This is a genomic window from Prevotella sp. khp1 (genome assembly GCF_900102205.1).
In the GTDB taxonomy this organism is placed as follows: domain Bacteria; phylum Bacteroidota; class Bacteroidia; order Bacteroidales; family Bacteroidaceae; genus Prevotella; species Prevotella ruminicola.
Map to the genome: position 1 here is coordinate 459,820 of NZ_FNJZ01000001.1, position 26,089 is coordinate 485,908.

At 50.1% G+C, this 26,089-nt stretch carries 20 protein-coding genes; 11 read left to right on the forward strand and 9 right to left on the reverse strand.

What is annotated here, in order from left to right; translation table 11 throughout:
- Positions 1-53 precede the first annotated feature (53 nt).
- The 4 genes from BLR73_RS02035 to cbiD are packed head-to-tail and all read left to right on the forward strand — an operon-like array spanning position 54 to position 6,110.
- The gene (locus tag BLR73_RS02035) at positions 54-1,331 is read left to right on the forward strand and encodes a cobyrinate a,c-diamide synthase (protein WP_091858368.1); all 1,278 of its coding nucleotides are present in this window, start codon (positions 54-56) and stop codon (positions 1,329-1,331) included.
- Positions 1,328-2,581 carry a precorrin-6y C5,15-methyltransferase (decarboxylating) subunit CbiE gene (gene cbiE / locus BLR73_RS02040; RefSeq protein ID WP_091858371.1) on the forward strand — a complete coding sequence of 418 codons (1,254 nt, stop codon included), beginning with the start codon at positions 1,328-1,330 and terminating at the stop codon, positions 2,579-2,581. The genes BLR73_RS02035 and cbiE overlap by 4 nt, the downstream gene beginning before the upstream one ends.
- Positions 2,569-4,344, forward strand: coding sequence for a precorrin-4 C(11)-methyltransferase (gene cobM, locus BLR73_RS02045; RefSeq protein WP_091858375.1), 1,776 nt, complete (start codon positions 2,569-2,571; stop codon positions 4,342-4,344). The genes cbiE and cobM overlap by 13 nt, the downstream gene beginning before the upstream one ends.
- Complete coding sequence (gene cbiD, locus BLR73_RS02050) at positions 4,341-6,110, forward strand: cobalt-precorrin-5B (C(1))-methyltransferase CbiD (protein ID WP_091858377.1); 1,770 nt, start codon at positions 4,341-4,343, stop codon at positions 6,108-6,110. Before cobM ends, cbiD begins: the two co-directional genes overlap by 4 nt.
- Here cbiD and BLR73_RS02055 read toward each other — a convergent pair.
- Together BLR73_RS02055 and BLR73_RS02060 are read right to left on the reverse strand one after the other, a co-directional pair.
- Positions 6,034-7,053: an iron ABC transporter permease gene (locus BLR73_RS02055; protein ID WP_013064059.1), complete on the reverse strand. Its 1,020-nt coding sequence runs from the start codon at positions 7,051-7,053 to the stop codon at positions 6,034-6,036. The two genes, cbiD and BLR73_RS02055, sit on opposite strands and share 77 nt — an antisense overlap.
- Positions 7,050-8,153: an ABC transporter substrate-binding protein gene (locus BLR73_RS02060; protein ID WP_091858380.1), complete on the reverse strand. Its 1,104-nt coding sequence runs from the start codon at positions 8,151-8,153 to the stop codon at positions 7,050-7,052. Before BLR73_RS02060 ends, BLR73_RS02055 begins: the two co-directional genes overlap by 4 nt.
- A gap of 76 nt (positions 8,154-8,229) precedes the next feature.
- Here BLR73_RS02060 and cobS point away from each other — a divergent pair, with 76 nt between their 5' ends.
- From cobS to cobT, 3 genes are read left to right on the forward strand one after another with little or no spacing between them, the layout of a single operon-like run.
- Complete coding sequence (gene cobS / locus BLR73_RS02065) at positions 8,230-9,009, forward strand: adenosylcobinamide-GDP ribazoletransferase (RefSeq protein ID WP_091858383.1); 780 nt, start codon at positions 8,230-8,232, stop codon at positions 9,007-9,009.
- A complete protein-coding gene (gene cobU, locus BLR73_RS02070) occupies positions 9,006-9,515 on the forward strand; it encodes a bifunctional adenosylcobinamide kinase/adenosylcobinamide-phosphate guanylyltransferase (protein WP_091858386.1) in 510 nt (169 codons plus the stop codon). The genes cobS and cobU overlap by 4 nt, the downstream gene beginning before the upstream one ends.
- Before the next feature lie 36 nt (positions 9,516-9,551).
- A complete protein-coding gene (gene cobT, locus BLR73_RS02075; protein WP_091858389.1) occupies positions 9,552-10,598 on the forward strand; it encodes a nicotinate-nucleotide--dimethylbenzimidazole phosphoribosyltransferase in 1,047 nt (348 codons plus the stop codon).
- Here the strand turns inward: cobT and BLR73_RS02080 are convergent.
- Positions 10,595-13,813 carry a S41 family peptidase gene (locus BLR73_RS02080; protein WP_091858392.1) on the reverse strand — a complete coding sequence of 1,073 codons (3,219 nt, stop codon included), beginning with the start codon at positions 13,811-13,813 and terminating at the stop codon, positions 10,595-10,597. The two genes, cobT and BLR73_RS02080, sit on opposite strands and share 4 nt — an antisense overlap.
- Positions 13,814-13,962: 149 nt before the next feature.
- Here BLR73_RS02080 and BLR73_RS02085 point away from each other — a divergent pair, with 149 nt between their 5' ends.
- From BLR73_RS02085 to BLR73_RS02095, 3 genes are all read left to right on the forward strand, one after another.
- Positions 13,963-14,709, forward strand: coding sequence for a peptidylprolyl isomerase (locus BLR73_RS02085; protein ID WP_091858396.1), 747 nt, complete (start codon positions 13,963-13,965; stop codon positions 14,707-14,709).
- 152 nt (positions 14,710-14,861) lie between these two features.
- Positions 14,862-15,266, forward strand: coding sequence for a ferritin family protein (locus BLR73_RS02090; protein WP_091858399.1), 405 nt, complete (start codon positions 14,862-14,864; stop codon positions 15,264-15,266).
- A 6-nt stretch (positions 15,267-15,272) separates the two neighbouring features.
- A complete protein-coding gene (locus BLR73_RS02095) occupies positions 15,273-16,379 on the forward strand; it encodes a radical SAM/SPASM domain-containing protein (RefSeq protein ID WP_091858401.1) in 1,107 nt (368 codons plus the stop codon).
- A gap of 20 nt (positions 16,380-16,399) precedes the next feature.
- Here BLR73_RS02095 and BLR73_RS02100 read toward each other — a convergent pair whose 3' ends face one another.
- Complete coding sequence (locus BLR73_RS02100; protein WP_013064104.1) at positions 16,400-16,717, reverse strand: heavy metal-binding domain-containing protein; 318 nt, start codon at positions 16,715-16,717, stop codon at positions 16,400-16,402.
- A gap of 22 nt (positions 16,718-16,739) precedes the next feature.
- Positions 16,740-17,918 carry a PDZ domain-containing protein gene (locus tag BLR73_RS02105; protein ID WP_091858404.1) on the reverse strand — a complete coding sequence of 393 codons (1,179 nt, stop codon included), beginning with the start codon at positions 17,916-17,918 and terminating at the stop codon, positions 16,740-16,742.
- Positions 17,919-18,098: 180 nt separating this feature from the next.
- On the opposite strand from BLR73_RS02105, the gene BLR73_RS02110 reads away from it, so the two are divergent.
- Positions 18,099-19,604: a pectinesterase family protein gene (locus BLR73_RS02110; RefSeq protein ID WP_091858410.1), complete on the forward strand. Its 1,506-nt coding sequence runs from the start codon at positions 18,099-18,101 to the stop codon at positions 19,602-19,604.
- 96 nt (positions 19,605-19,700) lie between these two features.
- Here BLR73_RS02110 and eno read toward each other — a convergent pair whose 3' ends face one another.
- The 4 genes from eno to BLR73_RS02130 form a co-directional block, all read right to left on the reverse strand.
- Positions 19,701-21,008, reverse strand: a complete 1,308-nt coding sequence (gene eno / locus BLR73_RS02115; RefSeq protein ID WP_091858413.1) for a phosphopyruvate hydratase — start codon at positions 21,006-21,008, stop codon at positions 19,701-19,703.
- A gap of 147 nt (positions 21,009-21,155) precedes the next feature.
- Positions 21,156-21,548: an FMN-binding protein gene (locus tag BLR73_RS02120; protein ID WP_091858416.1), complete on the reverse strand. Its 393-nt coding sequence runs from the start codon at positions 21,546-21,548 to the stop codon at positions 21,156-21,158.
- 23 nt (positions 21,549-21,571) lie between these two features.
- The gene (locus BLR73_RS02125) at positions 21,572-22,981 is read right to left on the reverse strand and encodes a RagB/SusD family nutrient uptake outer membrane protein (protein WP_091858419.1); all 1,410 of its coding nucleotides are present in this window, start codon (positions 22,979-22,981) and stop codon (positions 21,572-21,574) included.
- 12 nt (positions 22,982-22,993) lie between these two features.
- Positions 22,994-26,059 (reverse strand): SusC/RagA family TonB-linked outer membrane protein, encoded by a 3,066-nt coding sequence (locus BLR73_RS02130; protein ID WP_091858422.1) that lies wholly within the window; start codon positions 26,057-26,059, stop codon positions 22,994-22,996.
- Positions 26,060-26,089 lie beyond the last annotated feature (30 nt).

A 26,089-nucleotide genomic window follows, 5' to 3' on the forward strand; every position in this document is an offset into this window, starting at 1 on the left:
CACACATATTTAGCAGAAAATTTATATATTTGCACCCAAATCAACTTCAGAAGATGTCGAACAAGACAGCGTTTATGATAGCAGCACCCACCAGTGGTTCAGGCAAGACAACCATTGCCCGAGGCCTGATGCAGTGGTTCACCCAGAACGGTTACCGGGTGCAGCCTTTCAAGTGCGGGCCCGATTATATCGATACTAAATTCCACACAGCTGTCTGTGGGCGCCCATCGGTCAATCTCGATACCTTTATGACTACGCCCGCACACGTACGCGCGCTATTTGCGCACTACGGGACTGATGCTGACATCTGTATCGTCGAAGGTATGATGGGCCTTTATGATGGCTACGATCGCGAACTGGGTTCGTCGTACGACATCGCCCGCGTGCTTGATATTCCCGTGATTCTGGTGGTCGATGCTAAGTCGGCAGCCTACTCGATGGCAGCCCTCTTATCGGGCTTTATCCACTTTCGCGGCGACGTTCGTATCGCCGGTATAATATTTAACAAAGTTGGTTCGCAGCGCCACTTCAACATGCTGCGCGAAGTGTGCGATGAGCTCCATGCCAAGTGCCTAGGCTACCTGCCTAAATCGCCCGACCTGGAGCAAAATTCACGCTATCTAGGGCTCGATTTCTCTCAGCTACCCGAGTCAGACCAGCTGACTGCCCTTTTAGAGGAGAATATCGACCTCCCATCTCTCAAAAGTCTCACTACCACACTCCTTGACGAGGTGGAGTCCAAAACAAGAAACTGCGAGTTCCAGCATCTGGAAACAAAAACGCTTATAGCCAGGAATCATGAAAGTTTTTCGTTCATCTATCAGGAGACTTTAGACCAGTTTGGCGACGTCATTTTCTTCGATCCTGAGAAAGATGTGCCAACTTTTGATGGCATCGACCTGCTCTATCTGCCAGGCGGTTATCCTGAGAAGCACCTGGAGGCATTAGTGGCCAATCAGGCATGTCTGCATGCTATCAAAAAATTTGCGGAGGATGGCGGCAGGATTGTTGCCGAATGTGGCGGCATGATGTACCTCTGTCAAGCCATCATTACCGACGATGACAGCTACCCCATGTGCGGTGTACTGCCCTACTCGATCACTGCCCGCAAAGCTGATCGCAAGCTGTCCTTAGGCTACCGCCAGTTCACCCTCGATGGCAAGACCTATCGAGGGCACGAATTCCATTACACGCAATTCATCGGCGATACCCCTGAGAGTATCACGCAAGTCTATAACGCTAAAGGTGAGCCTGTACCAACGCCAATTTTCAGATATCACAACGTACTGGCCAGCTACACGCACCTTTATCAAATACCCAGCATCCTATGAAATTCATCGTCATCGGTATCACAGACAACCCCAACCCCTATTTCCCCCCTGAGGTGATGGCCATCATACGCGATGGAAAGGTGTTTTCTGGCGGCAAGCGCCACCATGAGATTGTAGCCCCACTGCTGCCTGCAGATGCCGAATGGATAGACATCACTGTACCGCTCGATGCCGTATTTGATAAATACTCTCAACATGCATCACTCCACTCGACCTTTGGTCGCTCGCAAAGCGAGAACACTAGACACTCAACAGAAATCATCGTCTTTGCTTCTGGAGATCCGCTGTTCTTTGGGTTTGCTAATACGATTCGTAGGAAGATGCCTGATGCCGAAATCATCGTCTATCCTACCTTCAACTCGCTGCAGTTGCTGGCCCACCGATTGGTGATGCCCTATCACGACATGCGTATCGTGTCGCTCACAGGGCGCCCCTGGGCAGAATTCGACAGAGCACTCATCGAGCGCGCACCGAAGATAGGTATCCTGACCGACCGCGTACATACACCTGCCACGATAGCCCAGCGCATGACCGACTACGGATATACCGATTTCATCATGCACGTGGGCGAGAAATTAGGCAATCCATCGGAAGAGCACCTTTCTACGCTTTCGCCGAAAGAGGCAATCCATCGTGATTTTGCCATGCCTAATTGCATCATCCTGGAACACCGTGGCGCAGTGCCACCACGACCATTCGGCATTCCCGATGCTGCCTTCACGCTCCTCGACGGGCGCGAAAAAATGATCACCAAGATGCCCATCCGCTTGTTGACGCTGCAGGCCCTCCAGTTGACCGGTCGCCATGTGCTCTGGGATATCGGCTTCTGCACAGGTAGCGTCAGCATCGAGGCGCGACTGCAGTTCCCACACCTGCAAATAGAGGCTTTCGAGATTCGTCCTGAGTGCGAATCCATCATCCAGCAGAACACCCGGAAGTTTGGCGCGCCAGGCATCCATACCCATATAGGCGACTTCCTTGAAACAGACTTGACCACCCTTCCAAAACCCGATGCCGTGTTCATTGGCGGGCATGGAGGAAAACTTAAAGAAATCATAGCTAAGTTGCTGACAGTCATATCAGATAACGGCATCATTGTATTCAATAGCGTCACCTCACCGAAGGTCACCACCGACAGTCATCAGCTCTGGGATGAAGCCTGTGCCGAACTCGGTTTGCAGCAATTCCCACCCCAACGCATACAGTTAAATGATTATAACCCCATAGTGATATTATCATGCAAAAAATAGCCATCATACAGATTAGCGAGGCAAGTAGCGAAATAGCTGCGACACTCAAAAGAGAACTCAGTGCGGATTTCATCCAGCGAACCGACGTCGGTAAACAATGGAAGGCATACGACGCCTTTGTGTTCATAGGTGCTATGGGCATCTGTGTGAGGACGATCGCTCCTTATATCGATGACAAGCACACAGACCCGGCCGTGGTCTGCATCGACAGTTTCGGGCTCAACGTCATCTCCGTTCTCTCCGGCCATATTGGTGGCGCCAACGACCTGACACGCCACATTGCCGCCCATCTTGGTGCGCACGAAGTGATCACCACCCAGAGCGACAATGCCGGATTGTGGCCTCTCGACACGCTGGACAAGCAGTTCAACTGGAATATGGTGGGGTTTGACGATATCAACGCGTGCATCAGCGCTTTCGTGAATCGCGAGCCCACTGCACTGCTCATGGATATCCGCGACGCAGGTACCGACTTCCTGGAGCGCACCCTGCCCGACCATGTCACCATCGTCAACAGCATAGATGAGGTTACCCCCAAAAGATTCAGACTGCTTATCCAGGTGACGCCCTACATCATCGACACCCCACCAGGCGTACTCGAGGTGTGCTATGTGCCAAAGGTAGGCGTACTGGGATTTGGTCTGGCTAGTCATCCTGCCAACTACGAGTACATCCTTGATGAAATCGATACTGCTCTCGGCGAGTTCGGCTTGATGCCTTGCTACAAGCGCTTCTGCACCATCGATGTGAAGCGGGATGAGGAGTTCTGCGCCGAGCTCAGAAAAGAACCAAATAGCGAGGTGGTTTATTACACCGCCGAGGAGTTGGCCAAGGTAGAAGTACCCAATCCCAGCGAAACCGTAGAGAAACATGTAGGAACGCCCTCTGTCTGCGAGGCAGCCGCCATTCTCGGGTCTAATCACGGACAACTGATTGTCCCAAAGATAAAAGGCAAGAACTGGACGGCGGCCTTGGCCATCGACCACAAATACCTGCGCGAGCAGAAAGGACACATAGAGATTGTAGGTGCCGGACCGGGCAATCCCGACCTGATTTCGGTGCGTGGCCGCAAGATGCTGGAACGTGCCGACCTGATTCTCTATGCCGGTTCACTGGTGCCCAAGGAACTCACCTACTGCCACAAGCCAGGCGCTGTGGTGCGCTCTTCGGCCGATATGGCACTCGAAGAGCAGTGCGCACTGATGAAGGAGCATTACGACAAAGGCCATTTCATCGTTCGTCTGCACACCGGCGATCCCTGTATCTTTGGAGCCATTCAGGAACAGATGGCCTTCTTCGATGCCAACCACATGGAATACCATATCACCCCAGGCATCAGCTCGTTCCTGGCGGCAGCAGCCGAACTGCAGAGTCAGTTCACGATTCCAGAGCGCTGTCAGACGATTATTCTGACCCGTGGCGAAGGACGCACACCCATGCCCGAGAAAGAACAGTTGCACCTGTTGGCCAAGAGTCAGAGCACGATGTGCATCTTCCTCTCAGCCAGTATCGTAGATGATGTGCAGCGCGAACTGCTGCAGGAGTACCCCGAGGATACGCCCGTAGCTGCCTGCTATCACCTCACCTGGCCCGACCAGAAGATCTATCGCGGAGTACTTAAAGATTTAGCTCAGATAGTTCACGATAACCACTTGACGCTCACCACAATGCTCGTCGTTGGCGAAGCCATCGATAACCGTCAAGGACTGTCTGAACTCTATTCAAAAAACTTCACTCATCTATTCCGAAAAGGCAAAGCATGATACTGGTATTTGGTGGAACAACAGAGGGACGCAAAGCCGTGGAGGTGCTGGAAGAAGGGGGGGCGCCCTACTTCTACAGCACAAAGACCGGCGAGCAGGACATCACGCTGCAGCATGGTGTGCGCATAGACGGCGCACTCGATGAGGCAGCAATGATGCACTTTTGCACCGAGCACGGCATCCGGATGATAGTGGATGCCGCCCACCCCTTTGCAGCACTGTTGCACCAGACCATTGCCAAGACTGCCAGCGCACTCTCGCTGCCCGTAGTACGCTTCGAGCGCATCTACCCGCCATGCGACCCTGCCATCACCTGGATTGACGACTACACCCAGATACCACGCGACATCCATAGCCTTCTCGCCACCACCGGCGTGCAGAGCATCAGCAAACTGAAACCGCTCGCGGCCGATGGAATCAGTATTTTTTATCGCATCCTCAACCGACCGTCGTCGATCGCCTTAGCTCTGAAACAAGGTGCCACCCAAGCGCAGCTATGCTATTACGACGACCCCAACGATATACCCGTTCAAGTAGACGCTATCTTATTGAAAGAAAGCGGTTTATCAGGCGGATTTACAGAAAAGGTAGTAGCAGCCAAAGCCTGCGGCATGCGGGTGATAGCCATCAAGCGCCCAGAACAGCCCAAATCATTCATCGTGGTTGACGGTCCTTACGGGCTACGGAGAATGGTAGAGAAGCTACTGCCAGAGTTCTATCCCCTGCATAGCGGACTCACCACGGGCACCTGTGCCACAGCAGCAGCGGTGGCAGCCTGCATCCGACTGACTTCAGGCGAGATGCCTGCCGAAGTGCCTGTGATGCTGCCTAACGGCGAGACCATCCATGTAGCAGTGAGCTATGGCGACGACTATGCCGCCTGCATCAAAGAAGCCGGCGACGACCCGGATGTTACCAATGGCATCGAGGTCAGGGCCCAGGTCACCGAATCCGATCACTTTGAGATTCTTGGTGGCGAGGGTGTTGGCAGGTTTACGCTGCCTGGCTTCGATTATCCCCCAGGCGAGGCTGCCATCAACAAGGCACCAAGGGAGATGATTCGCCAGAACTTAGAAAGATTGAAGATGGAAGATGGAAGATTGAAGATTGTGATTAGTGTGCCGCAGGGGGCTGAGATTGCGCGCAGGACTTTTAATCCGCGATTGGGGATTGAAGGGGGCATCTCCATCATTGGTGTTTCGGGCATCGTAAAGCCGTTTAGCGAGGAGGCGTTTGTGGATAGTATCCGTAAGTGTATGACGGTGGCTAAGGCGTCTCAATCGGCAAGAGTGGTGATCAATAGCGGCGGAAAGAGTGAGCGGTTTGTGAAGGCCCTCTACCCCGAGCTGCCCCAACAGGCGTTTGTGGAGTATGGCAACTATATTGGCGAGACGCTCAAGATAGCCCACGAACTGGATATACGCAGCATCACACTCGGCGTGATGATAGGCAAAGCCGTCAAACTGGCGGCTGGTCATCTCGACACGCATAGCAAACGCGCCACCATGGATAAAGCGTTTATCAGTGAGATGCTGCACGAGGCCCATTGCGATATCGACATCAGCGATATCACCTTGGCACGCGAGATATGGGAGAGACTCTCCCCAGAACAACAACAGGATTTTGCCGACGTCATCATCAGCCATTGCGCCGTTTATTGTCAACCGCTACTGCCCAATGGCGAGTTGACTATTCTTCTGATTGCCGACGACGGAACAATACTACCGCTATCACCGGCGCACCAACCAGTGCCGTCACGGAGTTAACGGGCAGTGCACCCTCGAAACCAGGCATACGGGCTATGAGGTTGCATACCAGCGCCAAGGCCGCCCCACAAAACATCGTGGCAGGCATCAGCACGCGGTGATCGCTACTGCCAAACAAGGCGCGCGCCAGATGGGGCACCGCCAATCCGATAAACATGATAGGTCCGCAATAAGCTGTGACGATGGCCACCAGCACACCCGAGCTCAGAATCACCAGCAGTCGGGCACGCTTGATGTTCAGTCCCAGATTGGCAGCATATCTATCGCCCAGAAGCAGCAGATTCATCGGTTTCACCAGCAGGCAGGCCAGCGGCAGCAGCACACACATCAGTACCACAAACAGCACCATTTCATCGCCCGATACGCGCGAGAACGAGCCTAAGCCCCACACCACAAATGCCTTCACATCCTCTTCGGGCGAGAGAAACTTCAGTACACCGATGATGGCATTGGCCAGATAACCTATCATCACACCGATAATCAGCAGCGTGACATTTCCCTTCACCTTCTGCGAGAGCCATACGATGAGCATCATCACCGCCAGGGCACCGATGATAGCCGCCACACTCATGGCAGCATCGCCCAGATAACCCAGTCGGCTCAGTGCCACGCCACCTATCCTACCCGACAGTAGCACCACGAAAGCCACACCAAGCGCCGAACCATTGGAGATACCCAATACCGAAGGTCCTGCCAACGGATTGCGGAACACCGTCTGCATCTGCAGTCCGCTCACCGCCAGTCCGGCACCAGCCACAACAGCCGTCATCACCTGTGGTAGTCGTGATTGCCAGATAATATTCGTCCATATCTCGTTGGAGGTATCACCAGCCAGAATGCGGCACACATCCCCCACCGGAATCTCTACCGACCCCAGCAGCAGGTTTACAATCGCCAGCACAGCGATACCCAGCAACAGTGCTATGAACTTCGGTGCTTTCATTTCAGCAAGCGATAGAATGTAGGTTTATAATCAGACTCCACCAGTTCTGGATGGAAGATAGCCACAAAATCCTTCAGCAGCACGTCGGGCCTCACGGGCGATATCTCGTAATAGGCCGTCTGCTTCATGTTGCAGTAGATCACCTTTTTCTCCTTATAAGCCTTGAAGAGCTCGTTGCGCGGTTCAGATGCCTTCAGCGCCTCGTACGAGAACTCACCGGGATAACTATTCAAGATGCGCCAGTAGTCGGCATTGGCCGCCATGGCGTACATCTTCTCAAACTCCAAGTCTTCGCCACTGGTCTCCTCATCGTCGATCACGTAGTCGGCTCCTGCATCGCGGAATATCTGAGCCAGATAGTTCTTGCCGCCCACCGCATGCCAGTTGCCGTAGTGCATCTCACCACTCAGCACGGTGGGGCGTTTTGTCACGTTCTGTGTTTTCTCTTTCAGAGCGTTATACCGACTCTCTATACCGGCAAACACCTCGTTGGCCTGCTGCTCCTTACCTATCAGCATACCCACAAACTTGATCCATTCAGCCTGTCCCAGTGGGTCGAGCTCTTTATAGCCCAGATGGGGCACTAGTGTGATACCCGTCTCCTTGATGGCATCATAACCGCCACGTTTAGAAGGAGATATCAGGATTATCTGAGGATTTGCTGCAAGCACTATTTCGGTATCAAAATTACCCTCCATACCTATCTTTACAATCTTGCCATCCTTCACGCGTTGCAGGATATCCTGGTTATAGAGGTTCTTGGTGCCAGTGATGCCCTTCACCACATCGTGCGCATCCAGCGCGGTGAAGTTAGACAGTTGCAGTGCCGTCATACAGATGGTGCGCGTGATGGGCACCTGAATCCTGGTATAGCCCTCAGGCGCGTCGGCATCCGATTTCATCAGTGCAAAATGATACTTGTCACCGATATCTACCAGTCGCACGCCGGCCGAATCCTTCACGCTGAACCCTGTGGCATATTTCACGGTGATAGCAGCGGTAGAGTCGGCCTCACCATCGCCCTGCGCCTGTTGCACACCCTTACCCTTGCACCCCACAAAGAGTGCTGCAGCCACTATCATCCATGCTATTTTCTTCATTTTTTATCATTTTATTGGTTTCGTGTGTGCAAAAGTACAAAAAGTTTTCATATCTTTGCCCTCAAAAACGAAAATTATGCAGATAAATATTGATCAGACACATTGGTACGACAGGATATGGGCGGCACTGATATTTTTTACGCGGTTGCCTTTCTGGCGATTGCATCAGCCGCCTAAGGCTTGTTATGCCACGGTAGTGGAACACTGGCCACTGACAGGTTGGCTCACCGGCGGCACCATGGCTGCCACGCTCTATTTCGGCAGTTGGTATCTACCTTATTCGATAGCCGTATTGCTGGCTATCGTGGTACGATTGCTGATTACAGGTGCGCTACATGAGGACGGTTTGGCCGACTTCCTGGATGGCTTTGGTGGTGGCGGTAACAACCGAGAACGTATCTTGGCCATCATGAAAGATTCGCATATCGGCACCTATGGCGTTATCGGTTTGATTTGCTACGAACTGTTGCTATTTGCTGCTTTGTTCGCCATGCCTCCCGCTTTGGCAGCACTCACCATCTTGGTCGCCGATCCATATGCCAAAATGGTTACTTCGCAACTCATCATTATGATGCCATATGCCCGCAATATCGAGGAGTCGAAAGCTCGTACCGTATATCGTAAAATCAGTGTAAAGGCTGGTATAGGGTTAGCCATTCAAGGGCTCCTGCCAATGGCGGCTTACATCTGGTACACGGGCATGCGCTGGGATCTGATTATCTTCCTTCCTGCCCTCGTGATGTATTTCCTTTATCTGCTCATCTGGCGCAAGATTCACGGCTATACCGGCGACTGCTGTGGTGCCGTTTGCTTGTTGGTTGAGTTGAGTGTTTATTTGGTTGTTTGTACGCAATGAAAAAGATTATATTGATTACAGGCGGTCAGCGCTCGGGTAAGAGCACTAAGGCCGAAGCACTGGCTTTAGAGTTGAGTGACAATCCCGTTTACCTGGCCACGGCTCACATCTGGGACGAGGAGTTTCGCGAGCGCGTGCGCAAGCATCAGGAGCGTCGCGGTCCGGAGTGGACGAATATCGAGGAGGAGAAATACCTCTCGAAGCACGACCTGACTGGCCGCGTGGTGGTGATAGACTGCGTGACGCTGTGGCTGACGAACTGGATTTCGACTGAAACCACCGACATCGACACAATCCTAACAGCAGCGAAACAAGAGTTCGACCAATTCACCGCTCCCGATGCCACCTATATCTTCGTGACCAACGAGATAGGACTGGGTGGTGTGAGCACCAACCAACTGCAGCGGCGCTTTACTGACCTGCAAGGCTGGATGAACCAATACATCGCCCAGAAGGCCGACGAGGTGATTCTCATGGTCAGCGGCATCTCAGTAAAAATCAAATAAATCCGTGTTAATCCCCGTTAATCCGTGCCTAAAAAAATGAAGTCATTCGCAATACATCCCATAGATAATTCCTTTGCGCCACAGATTCAGGCAAAGATAGACAATCTGAACAAGCCCAAAGGGGCGTTAGGCAGATTAGAAGATCTGGCCCTGCAGATCAGCTTAATCCAACAGACATTAGAACCCTCACTCGCTCACCCTTGTCATTTGTTATTAGGTGGCGATCATGGTATTGAGCGCGAAGGCGTGAGCGTGTCGCCACGCGAGGTCACCTGGCAGCAGATGATCAACTTCACCCATGGCGGTGGCGGTGTGAACATGTTCTGTAGGCAGCATGGTTTCAAGTTGCGTATTGTGGATGTGGGCGTGGATTATGATTTTACAGGTATCGATGGCATTATTAATCGCAAGATAGCCCGAGGCACCAAGAATTTTCTGTATGAAGCAGCGATGACCGAAGCAGAGCTTGATCGAGCCATCCAGATTGGGTGCGACCTGGTAGATGACTGTATCGCTGAAGGCTGTCGTGTGCTGAGTATCGGCGAGATGGGTATTGCCAATACCTCACCCTCCAGCATCTGGATGCACCTGTTTACAGGCGTCCCATTACAAGAATGTATCGGTGCAGGTGCCGGTCTCGATACCCCAGGCATCCGCCACAAGTACGAAGTGCTCTCAAAGGCATTATCAAACTACCAAGTTACCACCCCAAACCAAGCACCTATCACCCCACTCGCCTACTTCGGCGGCTACGAGATGGTAGCTGCTATCGGCGCCATGCTAAAAGCCGCCGAAAAGCATCTGGTGATACTCGTCGACGGCTTTATTATGACGGCCTGTGCGTTGGCTGCTATTCAGCTATATCCTGCCGCTCAGGACTACATGGTTTTTACACATTGTGGTGATGAGAGCGGCCACAAGCGCATGCTCGATGCGATGGGTGCAAATGCCTTGCTGCATCTGGGTTTGCGGTTAGGCGAAGGCACTGGTGCTCTCTGTGCATTCCCGATAGTTGATTCAGCCGTTCGGATGATGAACGAGATGAACAACTTCGAGAACGCCAATATCACCAAGTATTTTTAACGGAGCATTTCCTTTACAGCACGCTCCAACTGACGGTCGCGACCGTTGATGTAATCCTCGGGTGTGTTATACACCTCGATATCAGGATTCAGTGTAGTGTTCTCGCCGAACACACCACGCATATCGCGACAGCCCACCTGAGGAATACCGAAAATCATTCCGTTCTGCAGGGTCTCCCACCAAACGGCAGTCATTGTTCCGGCTACAGGTGCACCAATCAGCTTACCAATCTTCAGCTCCTTATATACCCATGGGAAACCATGTCCGTTACTGTAGTCATCCTCGCAAATCAGCACGCACGATGGCTTCAGCCATTTGTTATAAGGATCAGAGCCCACATACTTACCATGAGGCACAAACTCCTGATACTTCTTACCGCTCAGCAGGGTGCACAAATCGTCGTGTAACCAACCACCACCGTTATGACGCTCGTCAACTACAGCAGCCACACGATTGCGGTTCTTGTCGCTCAGCAGCTCACGGTAAACCGTACGGAAGCTGGGACTGTCCATAGCCTTTACATGCACGTAGGCCAGCTTGCCATCCGAGAGACTGTCGGTCATCTCACGCTGACGGTCAACCCAACGCTTGTACAGCAACTCAGTCTGTGCACTACGACTGATGGCTTTGATAGTCACATCGTTACGCTTACCGGTTGAAGGATTCAGAATGGTTAAACGTACGCGCTTTCCAGCCTTTCCATCCAGCAGTGGGAAGTAGTCGTCGTTAGCCTTGATGGCTACACCGTCGATAGCCTCAATCACGCATCCGGCTACCACACCAGTCTTCTTCTGGGCCAATGGCGAACGCTTGATAACCTCCTCGATACGCAGTCCGTCGCCCTGATAGTTCTGGTCGATAAACACACCTAATGTGGCGGTGCTGAGTGATGCACCATTAGGATAATATCTGGCACCTGTGTGCGATGCATTCAGCTCGCCCAGCATCTCGCTCAGCATATCCCTGAAGTCGTACTCATTATTGATATATGGCAGGAAACGGCGATAGTTATCACGATAGCCTTCCCAATCTACATTGTGCAGATTCTCTACATAGAACTTATCCTTAACCTGGCGCCAGATGTGGTCGAACAAGTAGGCACGCTCCTCGTAAGGACGATAGTTGAATACGGTCTCGAAGTCAATGTTCTTGGTAGATTTCTTACCGAGATCCAACTTCTTGATACCACCATGCGATACCAGGAACAGGTTATTAAACTTCTTGTCGGGCTGCATAGCGCCGCCGCCAACACCCTTTATCAGCAGCTCGGTCTTATCCTCGCGCAGGTAGTGTACCCACAGGTCTCTGCCACCTTCGAACGAGGCCTGATAATACAATGTGTCGCCCTTCAGTACAGCGTCGCCCATACGAGCAGAATTATCAGTTACGCGCACAATGCGATCGCGACAGTTTTCTAAGTCGAATGCCAGCAGTTTCTCGGTCTTTGGCTTCTCGGCAGTTTTCTTCTTACTGTCTTTTTTCTTCTTAGCATCCTTATCGTCAGCCTTTTCATTCTTCTTAGCCTCCTTCTCAGCCTCTTCCAGGATTTCCTTATCCTCCTTACTCATGGTAAAGCGGTCGTAAGCATCTACATCGAAGAACATCACGTAATAGTCAGACTCGGCACCCCAGCTACCGTGACTGCGATAGCCGGCGCGATCACTCTCAAACAGCATGGCCTTACCACCAAGCACCCAACGGGCTGAACTCTCGTTGTAGCCACTCTCGGTCAGGTTGTGTACCTCGCCATTACCGCTGGCGTTTACCAAAGCGATATCGCTGCTGTTCCAACCGCCAGTACCTATATAGCTGGCCAACAGCCACTTGCTGTCGGGACTCCACTCAAACCAAAGGTCGCCATCGCGGTACGAGAAGTTGTACTTACCATCAAGCACAGTGCGCTCCAGTCCGGTCTTCAGGTTAATCACGCACAGCTCCGAACGGTTCTTGAAGTAAGCTACCTCTTTGCCATCAGGACTGTACTTTGGCTGCAGCGATGTCTCGTTGCTGTTAGTCAGACGCTCCTCTTGCAGGGAGGTAGCGTAAGTAAAGAGTTTCTCGTTCTTATTCTTCAGTTTGGTCTGATATATCTGCCATACGCCACCACGCTCTGCACAGTAAACCAGACTGCGGCCATCAGGTGCAAAATCCACACTGCGCTCCTGCTGTGGTGTGTTGGTAATCTGCTTGGTAGTCTTGTACTCAACCGATGTCACGAAGATATCGCCACGCAGAATAAAGGCCACCTCTTTGGCATCGGGCGAAAGACTGATCTCGGTTACACCACTCGAACGGAGCTGACGAATCAGGTCCTTATCCTGACGGTCGCCGGTAATAGTTACCTTTACCTTCTGTGGCTCAGAACCTTCCTTCAAGGTATAAATCTCGCCATTCTGACTGTAGCAGAGTGTACCCTCGTTGCTTACCGAGAGATAGCGTACGGGATTCATTGTGTGGTGCGAGAGCTGCTTTTTACCTGTGCCGTCGATATTTCGGCGATACACATTAAAAGTACCATCTTCCTCGCTGGTGTAATAATACGAGTTGGCATCAGCCCAGCGTGGTGTACGATCCTCGCCCTTAAAGTCGGTCAGTCTGGTGTAGTGTCCATCCTGCATCATCCAAATGTCGCGACAGATAGGACTCTGATGGTGCTTGCGGAAAGGATCCTCGTAACCCTTATAGTCGTGATACAATATACGACCATCCTTGGCAAAGCTAATATCCTCCATTGGCAGTGTTGAGAACATGCGAGGACGACCGCCCTTGATGCTCACCTCGTACACCTGATTCTCGCCAGGGAACAGAATCGACTGTGCCGATGGCATCCACGAAGCCGAGAACAACACATGTTCGTTGTCTCGCCAAACCACAGGCATCTCGTTGGTGCTGTTGGTTGTCAGGCGCACAGGTTCGCTACCTTGCGCATCCATCACATATACATCCATGCTACCCTCACGACTCGAAGCAAAAGCCAATTTGGTGCCATCGGGGCTCCATACCGGACAAGCATCGTAAGCCGCATTGGTGGTAAGCTGTCGGGCCTGTCCGCCAGTTGATGCTACTGTATATACATCACCTTTATACGAAAAGGCAATCCTTTTGCCATCAGGCGAGATGGCAGTGTACCGCATCCACAGCGGACCTTCTTCGGCATGCGAACTAAGCCCCGCCATCAGGAGCCCAGCAGCCAGAATCAATTTACTAGTTTTCATCACGTTATTTTAAGTTTATCTATTGTGTTTGAAATTTCAACAAAATCGGGTGCAAAGATAAGAATTTATACGCATTATGCAAAAAAATACGCTAAATTTTCGCATTTTTCGTTACTTTTTGTTACTTTTACAGCCAAAAAACAGTCAATATGAAACGATTACTCACATTTGCATGCGCCTTTTGCCTGGCATCGGCAACATTAAATGCACAAACAACTAGTACCGAAGTGCTCTTCGAAACCACCAAGGGTAACATCCGTATCGCCCTTTACGACGAGACACCACAGCACCGCGACAACTTTTTGAAGCTTACCAAAATGGGCTCGTACGATTCGCTGCTGTTCCATCGTGTGATTAAGGATTTTATGATCCAGACGGGCGATATCTTCAGTAAGAAAGCCAAACCCGGACAGTTGTTAGGTTCGGGTGATTACGATTATACTACCGAGGCTGAGTTCCGTTTGCCTAAGATATTCCATCGTCGAGGTGTGGTAGCTGCTGCACGCGAAGGCGACGAAAAGAATCCAGAGCGCCGTTCTGGTGCCAGTCAGTTCTACATGGTTTGGGGTAAGGTGTACGACGATCGCCGACTGGATTATACCCAGCAGAAGATCGATTCGATTACCAATGGCCAGGTAAAGATTACCCCAGAGATGCGTGAAGTTTACAAAACCATCGGTGGCACGCCCCATCTGGATGGTCAGTACACCGTGTTTGGTGAGATTGTCGAGGGGTTGGATGTAGTCGAAGCTATCCAAGGTGTGGCTGTAGATAAGAACGACCGCCCCTTAGAGGATATCCGCATCCTGAAGGCCACCGTTACAAAGGACCTCCCTGCCCCACCTGCTCCCAAAGCTACTCCCAAACGTAAAGTAGCACCAAAGAAAAGAAGATAATACATATTATTTATTATTCATATCGCAAGCGATATTTAGTTAATTCTTCTTAAAGTGTTATCTAAATCGCTTGCGATATAAATTATTCTTATTACCTTTGCACCGCTTTTAAGTTGATAACATCACAAAAACAACAATATATATTAAATACAATGATTTACGGAAAAACGAAAGGTACCGATTTTGAAAAGCTGTGCGACGGAGCTGCTAAGGCCGAGGCGCAGGGAGTAATGGTTTATTATGCGCTGGCTCGAATGGCTCGCGAACAGGGCTATCCCGAAGAGGTTTCGGCTACGTTTATTGAGATGGCGAATCAAGAGGCAGTACATGCAGGATTCTATGCTACCCTGATGGCTAAGTACGATAGCGATATCTGGAAGATTGCCGAGAACTTTGCCAAGGGCGAATATCACGGCGAGCAGCAGGTAAACCAGTTTGCTCAGGCATTACGTGCTGTAGGACTGGATGAAGTAGCCAACGAGATGGATGTGTTTGCCAAGCAGGAACGTCATCATGGTGATACGCTTACAGAGTTGATTAGCAAGTATAAAAAGTAAATCAGTATGGAAAGTCAGAGTGCCATCAATTTGGCAGAATACATGAATGGCAGCATTCGCAATATAATGGCTACAGCCTATAAGAATGTGCTGAGTAATCCCCGTGAAGCGAAGTTTGCCTTCAAGATGCAGCGCCTGTTCGAGAAATCGGAAAAACGCCGTAAGAAGATGGCAGAAAGCGAAGGTTTAGATGTGCCACCTTTCTTAATTAGTAGTATCTCAACCACCTGCAATCTGCATTGCAAGGGTTGCTATGCCCGCTCCAACGGAATAGCCGAGGATAAAGAGTCCGACCGCAAGGCCACACTTACTCCCGAGCAGTGGCGCCACATTTTTGAGGAGGCTGCTGAGATGGGTATCAACTTCTCGCTGCTGGCTGGTGGCGAACCTATGATGCGCAAGGATATTCTGGAGCAGGTGGCTGAGGTTAAGGACATGATATTCCCCATTTTTACCAATGGCACACTGATTGGTCCATCGTACATGGAGTTTCTGCGTAAGAATCTGAACATGGTGCCTATCATCAGTCTTGAGGGTACTGCCATCGGTACCGACGAGCGTCGAGGTCAGGGTGTGTTCAAGCGTGCTATGCAGTCGATGGAGATGCTGAAGACCGAGAATCTCTTCTTTGGTACCAGCATCACCGTTACTACCGAGAACATGCAGCTGGTAACATCTGCTGATTTCATTAATCAGCTACGCGGCTATGGTTGTAAGATCGTGTTCTATATCGAGTATGTGCCCACAGAACCAAGCACTGAGCATTTGGCATTTAGCGATGCACATGTGGCCCAGATGGAGCAGGTACTCGAAGAACGCCGCACGATGTATCAGGATATTATCTTCCTGTCGTTCCCCGGTGACGAGAAGGCTTTAGGTGGCTGTCTGGCCTCAGGTCGCGGCTTTTTCCATATCGGTCCAGATGGATCGGCCGAGCCCTGTCCGTTCTCTCCATTTAGCGATAGTAATGTGTTAGAACTTGGTGTACGACAGGCACTTAAATCACCTTTATTCAAGAAGATTAGAGCTGCCCGTGCATTAGGTTGGGAGCACACAGGCGGCTGTACCCTCTTTGAGCACCGCGAAGAAATAGAACAGATGATGAACAAATAAATAAGCTCAAGTAGATTAAGCTATAGCACAACTGCAGTGCCGCTGGCGGCTACCATCAGCATAGAGCCGTTAGCACCAATGGTTTCGTAATCCAGGTCGATGCCTACGATAGCGTTAGCACCTAACATCTGGGCGCGCTCCATCATCTCGCGCATAGCCTCGTCCTTGGCCTCGCGCAGCACCTTCTCATAGCTACCGGCGCGACCACCTACGATATCACGGATACCAGCAAACAGGTCCTTAAACATGTTTGCACCGATGATTGTTTCACCTGTCACTACACCCTTATACTCACGGATAGTGTGACCTTCGATTGTTGGAGTTGTTGAAAGTACCATAATTTTAAAATTTAAGTTATTATTACCAATATTCTTTTGCGTCAAGTATCACATGTTTCTGCTGGCCCTGTGGCGTCACGATATCAAGCTCGTGGCGTGGTGCTTTGTGCAAGGCTTCCTCCTCGTCCCAGGTGTAATCCTTTACATCGCGACCATTAATGGTGGTAATCGTGTCACCGATCTCTACACCAGCCTCATGGGCCTCGCTCGAGTGGTTCATATAATACACCACCCAACCGCGACAGATATCCGTACGGTTTCGCCAGCCGTAACCATATCTCTTACCGATGGGGGCATCAGCCTTATGCCGGCGCAGATAAAGTTTCATGTTCTGGGCATCGATAATAATGTTAAACCTATCCCAAACGTCGTTACCGATAATACCCAGATAAGGTCGGTCGCTCATAGCCCCTACCCCCTCGGGTACATAGCTGATGTCAGTATAACGGATGGTGTCGCCACCTATCAATATATGGTCGCTCATCATTTCAACCGATGTCTCCATCGCCTTGTCGCCAATGCCAGGCTGAGCCATATCTGCCAGGTAGCGCTTGCCTTCAATCTTATCAAGAGCGAACTCGGTCACGGCACCCGACGTAAAGGTAACCGAACCACCACTGCCCGTATCCATCAAGTACCAGCCACGTATCTTCTTGCCACCCAACTGTACCTCGGCCTGCAGCATAATCCTATTATTCTCGTATTTTATGGGTAACTGCTGATAGCCCTCGGTATTGGGCTTGGTGCTGGTGTACTGCTTAAGATACTGCTTCTCGAAGTTGATCTCGAGCGGATATTTCGAGATATCCTTGATACCCCAGATACCATCCACATGGCGACTTACAATGTCACGCAACTTAAATATCGGCACTATCTGATATTGCTGCACCACATTTCCCATCTGTACCTTGGTGCCATCGGCTATCACACGTACCATGGTCGATCCTGCGGCACCACCAGCTCTGGCCTTACCTACTTTCTGTGGATGCCAGGAAGATTGCGCAAGCGCTACGCTGTCGATACCAAAGATGTTAGCTGCACCTGTATCAAACAGCGTATTTACGTGCAGATTATCGTTAATGGTAGTCTGCAGATAGATATGTCCATGATACACAAACGGCATCGTATTATCGTTGGCTTTATTCTGTGCCAAGCCATTCAGACTGCTTAATGCAAGTATGATAGTTGATAACAGTTTCATAAAATAGCGTTTTTAAATAATCCTATCTGTTGCAAAATTAAGCATAATTTCTGAAAGGCCCAAATATATTAGCGTTTTTTGGTAATAATTTGCTAAACCAATATTTGGTGGTAAACAAAATAATATGTACCTTTGTCAGCGAAAACAAACAATAAATATCAAAAACAAACAGCAATCAAGATGATAAAAAAACTGATTTTTGCACTGGTGATTGGAGCCAGTAATAGCGCATTGGCTCAGGTAAGTATGGTAAAAATGCAACCCGCATGTGGGGCACATGATGTAAATATCGATACCCATTTGGAGCTCACACTTTCCGACACTGCCTCAATCGGCCAGAAAGGTTTCATCTCGGTTTACGATAAACAATCGGGCAAACTGGTTGATCGCTTGGACTTAAGCATACCTGCCGGTCCTACACAAGGACAGTCGCGTAATCCTGCAGCACAATACACGCCTATACCTTATATGTATAAGGCATCACAAAACATCACCAACCGCAACACCAAAGCCGGAACACCATCGGGCGTAAACGCTATCGATAGGTCGCGCTATCAGTTGGATATCATTGGCGGATTCTCCGATGCCTTCCACTTCTACCCCATCATCGCTCACGAGCGCCGCTTTACCATCTACCTACATCATAACATGTTGGAGTACGGGCACGAATATTACGTAACCATTGATAACAACGTCATTAAAGGTTTTAAAGGTATAAAAGGAAAAAATGCGTGGTCTTTCAAGACAAAAAGTAAAGCTCCCGATGCAAATAAACGCACGCTAACAGTTTCTGCCGATGGACAAGGTGATTTCTCTACGATACAAGGTGCCATGGATTTTATCCCTGATTCGCTAGCTACAGAATACAGCCGTTATTGCGTGCAGGTAAAAAATGGCGATTATCAGGAGTTGGTATATTTCCGCAACAAGCGCTTTGTAACCATCCAAGGCGAAACACGCGATAGCGTGGTTATCCATTACCCCAACAACGAGGTGTTTAATCCTCATCCATCTGATATCAAGACCAACGAGGTGCGTGGCACATTCCCATCACGACGAGCAGCCTTTGCAGCCGACAACTGTAGCGATCTGATTTTCAAGGATATCACCATTAAGACCGATTGTAAAGGTCAGGCCGAAGGACTCTTGGTTAATGGCGAACGGAACTACTTTGAAAACGTTCATGTTATCGGCGACGGCGATGCCCTGCAGGCCAATGGTAGCTGTTACTGGTTAAACTGCCAGATTGATGGTGGCGGCGATACGATATTAGGTCGAGGTCCTTCATTCTTTAATCATTGTACGATAACCAGCTATGGTGCGTTTATGTGGATACGCAACACTGCCGAAAACCATGGTAACGTGTTTGTTGATTGTCACTTCAAAGGCTTGTCGGATTACGCAGAATTGGGTCGTTTACCCGACAATAAGGGGCGTAACTATCCCCATGCCGAGTGCGTACTACTCAACTGCACACTCGAGAACATCCCTGCAAGAGGCTGGGGCGTGATTGATAATGGTGCCCAAACAGCCACCATCCTCGAGTTTAACAGTCACGATACCGAAGGATATCCTGTAGATACTACCAAACGTAACCCTCTCATGCGTCAACTGCATCCAGTCCGCGATGCCGAGCTGATTGGAAAATACTCGGATGCCAACTGGGTACTTTACCATGGGATTTAAGATTATATAGGAAATACAAATGCAGACAAGCTTCACAGCTTATCTGCATTTTTAAGTTGTTTTATTATAAATGATTTACTCAAAAAGTTAATTCACTTATTTCAGTCGCTGGTAGCCGTAAGCAGCTGTACTGCCCAGCTCTTCCTCGATACGAATCAGCTGATTGTACTTGGCCATACGGTCGGTACGAGAAAGTGAACCAGTCTTGATTTGCCCAGAGTTTGTGGCTACTGCGATGTCGACAATCGTGGTGTCCTCTGTTTCACCTGAGCGGTGAGAGGTCACTGTGGTGTAGCCGTGACGGTGCGCCATTTCAATAGCCTCCAAGGTCTCTGTCAACGAACCAATCTGGTTCACTTTAATCAGTATCGAGTTAGCAGCGCCCATCTTAATACCCTTCTCCAGGAACTTGGTATTAGTCACAAACAGGTCGTCGCCTACCAACTGGCAGCGGTCGCCAATCTTCTCGGTCAGTTTTACCCAGTTATCCCAGTCGTTCTCATCCAGTCCGTCCTCGATAGAATCGATAGGATACTTGGTGATGAGCTGCTCCAGATAAGCAATCTGCTCATCGGCCGAGAGCTTCTTGCCGTTAGGATCCTTCTTCGCACCGTTCTTAAGCTGACGGTAGTCGTAGAACCACTGTCCGTTCTCGCAGGTAGCAAATTCAGATGCAGCACAGTCCATTGCAATCTTTACATCCTTACCAGGCTCATAACCAGCTTTCTTGATAGCCTCTACAATGGTGTCGAGTGCATCCTCGATACCGTCGAAGTTAGGCGCATAGCCTCCCTCATCACCTACAGCTGTTGACAGTCCACGTGCCTTGAGCAGCTTGGCCAGGTTATGGAATACCTCAGCACCCATACGGATGGCCTCGCGCTCATTGCTGGCACCTACAGGACGAATCATAAACTCCTGGAAAGCGATAGGGGCTGCAGAGTGTGCACCACCATTTACAATATTCATCATAGGCACGGGTAAGGTGTATGCATTGCAGCCGCCTATATATCTATAAAGAGGTATATTCAGTGCCTTAGCTGCAGCCTGAGCGCAAGCTAACGATACACCGAGGATAGCGTTGGCACCCAGTTTCGACTTGGTAGGAGTACCGTCGAGAGCCAGCATCTTATAGTCGATGGCACGCTGTTCCAGTACGCAGTCTCCCTTCAGCGCAGGTGCAATCACTTTGTTTACGTTGTCAACGGCCTTCAAAACACCCTTGCCCAGATAGCGCTCTTTGTCGCCATCGCGCAGTTCCAGGGCTTCGTTCTCGCCGGTTGATGCACCTGAAGGTACAGCGGCACGACCCATTACACCATTCTCGAGTGTTACTTCTACCTCTACTGTTGGATTACCTCTTGAATCGAGAATCTCTCTCGCATGAATCTTTTCAATTTTCATTTTTCTTCTTACAATTATAACTAATAACTAACAAAATTGCGCTGCAAAGGTACGGCGAAAAAAAGAAGTGCGCAATACCTAAAACACGGGGTTTTAAGCACGGCGCACTTACCACGTATGCAGAAACGGATTAATTATAAGTAGGTATTACTTATGTTTCTTGTAATAATCCAAACCGGCTTGTACGTTCTTAATCACCGCTTCGGATGTATAGGTGGCGCCGGTCACGCCATCTACCTGCAACTTCTGAGCCTCGCTCACCTTCAGATTGTTCCACTTCTCAAACAGCGCCTTCTTCACACGGGCATAGTATTTGGGAGTCTCCTGATTCTTCAGAGCTTCAATCTTAACCACCTTGTTCTTCTTGATGTAGATTTTCAGCGGGGTTGGACCGTTATAACCCTCGATATTCTTACCCAGTTCCGTGGTGTTAATGATGTACGTACCATCCTCTTTGGTGATGTTATCGTCCTTCAGACCAGCACTCTGTATGCAGAGCGCCAGTCCTAGGATACTAAAAAGCTTGATCTTACTATTCATATTCTTATTTTGTATGATTTTGATTAATATCCGGGATTCTGTGTCAGGTTGCGGTTACGACCTATCTGCTGTTCGGGGATGGGCAGCAGCGACTTGTACGACTGCCAGTTCACCTTTTTATAGCTGTTCTGACTGTAGATGGCATCGGCACGACCCGTACGGTTCAGATCCATCCAGCGATGACCGCACTCGAAGAAGAACTCCTTGCGACGCTGACTCTCAATCTCCAACAACAGCTCGTCCTTACCCTGCCCGCCTGCATAGTTGCTAAGTGCGGCACGATGGCGAATCTTGTTGATGTCGGCTATGGCCTGTGCTGCATCACCCAGATGTGCGCTTGCCTCGGCACGAATCAGATACATCTCGGCCAGTCGCAATATCACGTAACTCTCGTACGAGGCCGCACTGGCTGGGGTGGTCATATTCTTATATTTATAAGGATAATAGTATGTCTTACCACCGCTGCCGGCCTTCTCCCCTATCCACTCGTTACGCAGGTCGGTTGGCTCCGAACGCAGGTCGTCCACCAACTCATCACTGAAGTAATAGCTGGCATAAGTGGCGCGGGCATTGGGGATAAACAGATTGCCGATACGGGTGTAGCCCACGTAGCTGCCTGTGCCGATAAATCCCTCCTGATTACTCTGCAGGATAGCCTCGCTACTGGTTGAGAGGAATACGCGCTGGGCTGTTTCGAGGGCATATTTGCTACCCTGTCCGCCATCGGCTGTAGGTATCAGCTTGTTGGCCTCACTGATGGCTTTATCCCACTGTTCGGTATAAAGATACACACGGGCCAACAGGGCTGTAGCAGCATCGGCCGAGATACGGGTGGTACCATTGCCGGCATCCTTCAAATACTGCTGTGCCTGCTGTAGGTCGGCTATAATCTGCTGATACACTTCGGCCTTTGGTGCACGTGGTGCTGTAGCCGTCACACTCACATCGTAAGTAGTGAGCAGAGGTACATCGCCAAACAGGTTAACCAGATAGAAATAAGCGTTGGCACGAAAAAACAGTGCCTCGCCACGATACTTATTCAGCTCGTCGGCAGGTATCACTGTCGACCCCTCTACATGTCCCAAGAAATCGTTAGCGCCATAGATACTTGAATATGGGGCGCTCCACAAATTGGGAATATAGCTTGTTGATGAGTTGTAGTTGTTCTGATACAAATCGGCAAACTGACCTGAACGTGCCAGCAGCTCGTCAGTTATCTGACTCACGTAGAGCTCCAGTCCCTGATAGTACATCAGGTTGTTCAGAAAGTTGTCTGTATAGAATCCAGTTGCGGCGGTACGTATGCCTTCTGGGGTTGAGAATGTCACCTCGGCTGTTAGCGAGTCGGTAGGCGGATCAATCTCGAGTATGCTTTCGCACGAGGTGAGTGCAAGAGCGGTTGTTAATGATAATGCGATATATTTCAGTTTCATACCTATTAATAATTAGAATGTTACGTTTAATCCGAATACAACCGACTGCGTTGGTGGCACAGCCTTCACGCTGGTCTCAGGGTCGTACGCATCATAGTTGGTAATGGTTACCAGATTCTTGCCCTGAACGTATAGCTGCAGGGCGCTGATGCCCAGTCGGCCAATCACTTTCTGGTCGAAGTCGTAAGCCAGTCGCACGTTCTGCAGGCGCAGATAACTACCTGTGCTGAATGCTGCGTCGCTATACGACATGTAGCGGTAGTAAGCATCGTAGATGTCGCTGGCACTGGTGGTCGTCAGTCCGGGATATTTGGCATCAACTCCCGGTGTAGTCCAGTAGTTGCTGGCCATCTCACGGGTCACGTTCTCGCTCATACCCAGTGGATAGTAGAATATCCACAGGTAGCCGTATTCAATAGGCTTGTTACGATAGTACAGATTAAAGTCGAAGGTCAGGTTCTTCCACTTGATGGTGTTCTGCAATCCGGCGTAATATTTAGGATCTTGACTGCCCAGTGTGATGTAGTCGTCGTTGCTGTTAATCTTACCGTCGCCATTCTGATCCTGCACCATTGGCACACCCGTCTGATTGTCAACGCCTAAATACTTGTAGCCGCGGATGATGTTCACCGACTTGCCTATCTCGTAGGTGTTGTAGTAGCCCGAGTTCTCCAGGTCGGCAAACTTGGTCAGTTTGTTGCTGGGGATGGTCAGTGTCAGCTGTGTGGTCCAGCGGAAGTCCTTGGTCTTGATGTTCTGGGTGTTCAGTTCCAACTCCAGTCCCTTGTTCACAATCTCTGCATCCAGGTTCGTCATCATATACGAGAATCCAGTCTGGTTGGGCAGATACTGTCGCGTCAGCAGGTCTTTGCTGGTGTTGTAATAGTAGTTGGCGGTCAGCAGGATGCGATCGCTGAAGAATCCAAGCTCCAGTCCAACATCAAACTTGTCGGTAGTCTCCCAATGCAAATCGTCGTTAGCCAGATTGCTAGGCACGATACCCACGCTGCCCTCGTAAGGATACTGGCTGGTGGTATACTTGGTCATATACTGATAGTCGCTGATACCATCGTTACCAGTACGACCTAACGAAAGGCGCAGTTTACCATAGCTCAGCCACTTCAGGTTGTTCTTGATAAACTTCTCGTTACTGAACAGCCAACCCAGTCCTATCGAGTAGAAGTTACCGTAGCGGTGATTCTTACCAAATCGCGACGAACCATCGCGACGGAATGTGGCATTGAGCAGATAGCGGTCCTGCCAGTCGTAGGTGATACGTCCGAAGAACGATGCGCTTTTGGTCTGTGTCGAAGGGTTCTTGTGATAATTGATGAGCGATGCTGCGTTGGCATCCTTCAGGAAGATATCGCCAGGATATTTCTGTCCATAGAGATATAGCACGTGAGTATCCGAACTCTGATAGGTCGTACCCAGCAGGAAGTCGGTTTTACCTCCCAGAATCTGACAGTTGAACGTGAGTTGTGGCTCAACAATCAACGTACTGGTGTTCATCGAATAATATCTTGCCTGATTATAGGCTGTTGTGCTCAGTGGATGATAATAGCTGCGTGGATACAGGTCTTTCTGGTCGCTCGAGCTGTAGTTATAACCAGCCTGCAGCTTAAAGGCCAACTGGTCCCAGATGCGATAGCTACCATTGAAGCTGGCATTGAGCGATGTGGCATCGTTGGTGCCACTATAGTTCAGAATACTCAGTGGAGAGCTGTAGTTACTGTTCTCCATCAGCCAATAGGGATCGCCGTTCTCGTCGTATGGTGGCATGTTGGGCTGCGATACTACAGCCGAATAGCCCGAACCAGCTGCATCGGCATCCATCTTTAGTTTGGTCAGAGATATGCCTGCATCCAGATGCAATCGGTGGTCGTCGCTCTGGTGCTGCACGTTCGAACGACCTGTCCAACGGGTGTACTTATCGTCGCCTACGGTTACTGTACCCGAACTGTAGTAGCCACCGCTAATCATAAACGATGTGTTCTTGTTACCACCCGACACGTTCAACTGTATGTCGGTGCCCCAGGCGGTGTTGCCAAACAGAATGTCCTGCCAGTCGTAGGTGGTGTGTTGGTCCCAAAGTGTCAAGTCTGGAAATTTTGCGGGTGTCAGGTCGGCATCAGTCACATAGCCCTTAGCCTTATCAGTCTCGAAAGCCTTGTGGCGCAAAGCGGTGTATTCCTCTGTATTCAGAAAGTCGAGTCGCTTGCTCATAAACTGGGCTGTGGTACTCATCTTCAGGTTTACTTTTACGCGACCCTCGCGACCTTTCTTTGTTGTAATCAGTACCACACCTTTCGATCCGCGCGTACCATATATAGCAGTAGCGTCTGCATCCTTCAGTACTTCGATACTCTCAATGTCGCTGGGGTTGATGAGCGACAACTCATCGGGCAGACCCAACAGTCCGGTTGATGTGTATGCGATGGGGTTCTCTGGGTTTGAGTTCAGGGGTACACCATCCACGATATATAATGGATCCTTGCTACCGGTAAGCGTGTTGGCACCACGGATCACCATACTGGTAGAACCGCCTCCAGGCACACCTGATGCCTGTGCCACATACACACCCGATGCAGTTCCTTGCAGTGCCATGATAGGAGCATCCTGTGTGGCCTCGCTCACCACATCGCCCTTCACCTTTGATACGGCACCTGTCAGTTTCTTACGCGACTGCTGACCATAGCCCACAACCACTACATCGTTGAGCGAGTAGCCATCCTCGTGCAGCTTGATGGTACCCAGGTTGCTCTTATTACTAATTACCTTCACTTCCTGTTTCTCATAGCCCAGGTAGTTGATGGTGATGACCACCGGCAGTTTGTTCGAAGTCAACTGCAGGTTGAAGTTTCCCTCGGCATCGGCTACGGTTCCCTCTTTCGAGTTGTTCACCCTGATAGTTGCGCCTATCAGCGGATTGCCGTTGGCATCAACCACCTTACCTTTAAGCGGATGAGCCTCTGTATTTTGAGAAAAAAGGAAAATTAGTGTTAATAATGCGAAATATACTCGTGTTTTCTGAGGCCACCCTACGATGGTCTCAACCAAATTATATACTTTTGCCATGCTTATCTAAAAATAAGTAAGGCACCACCG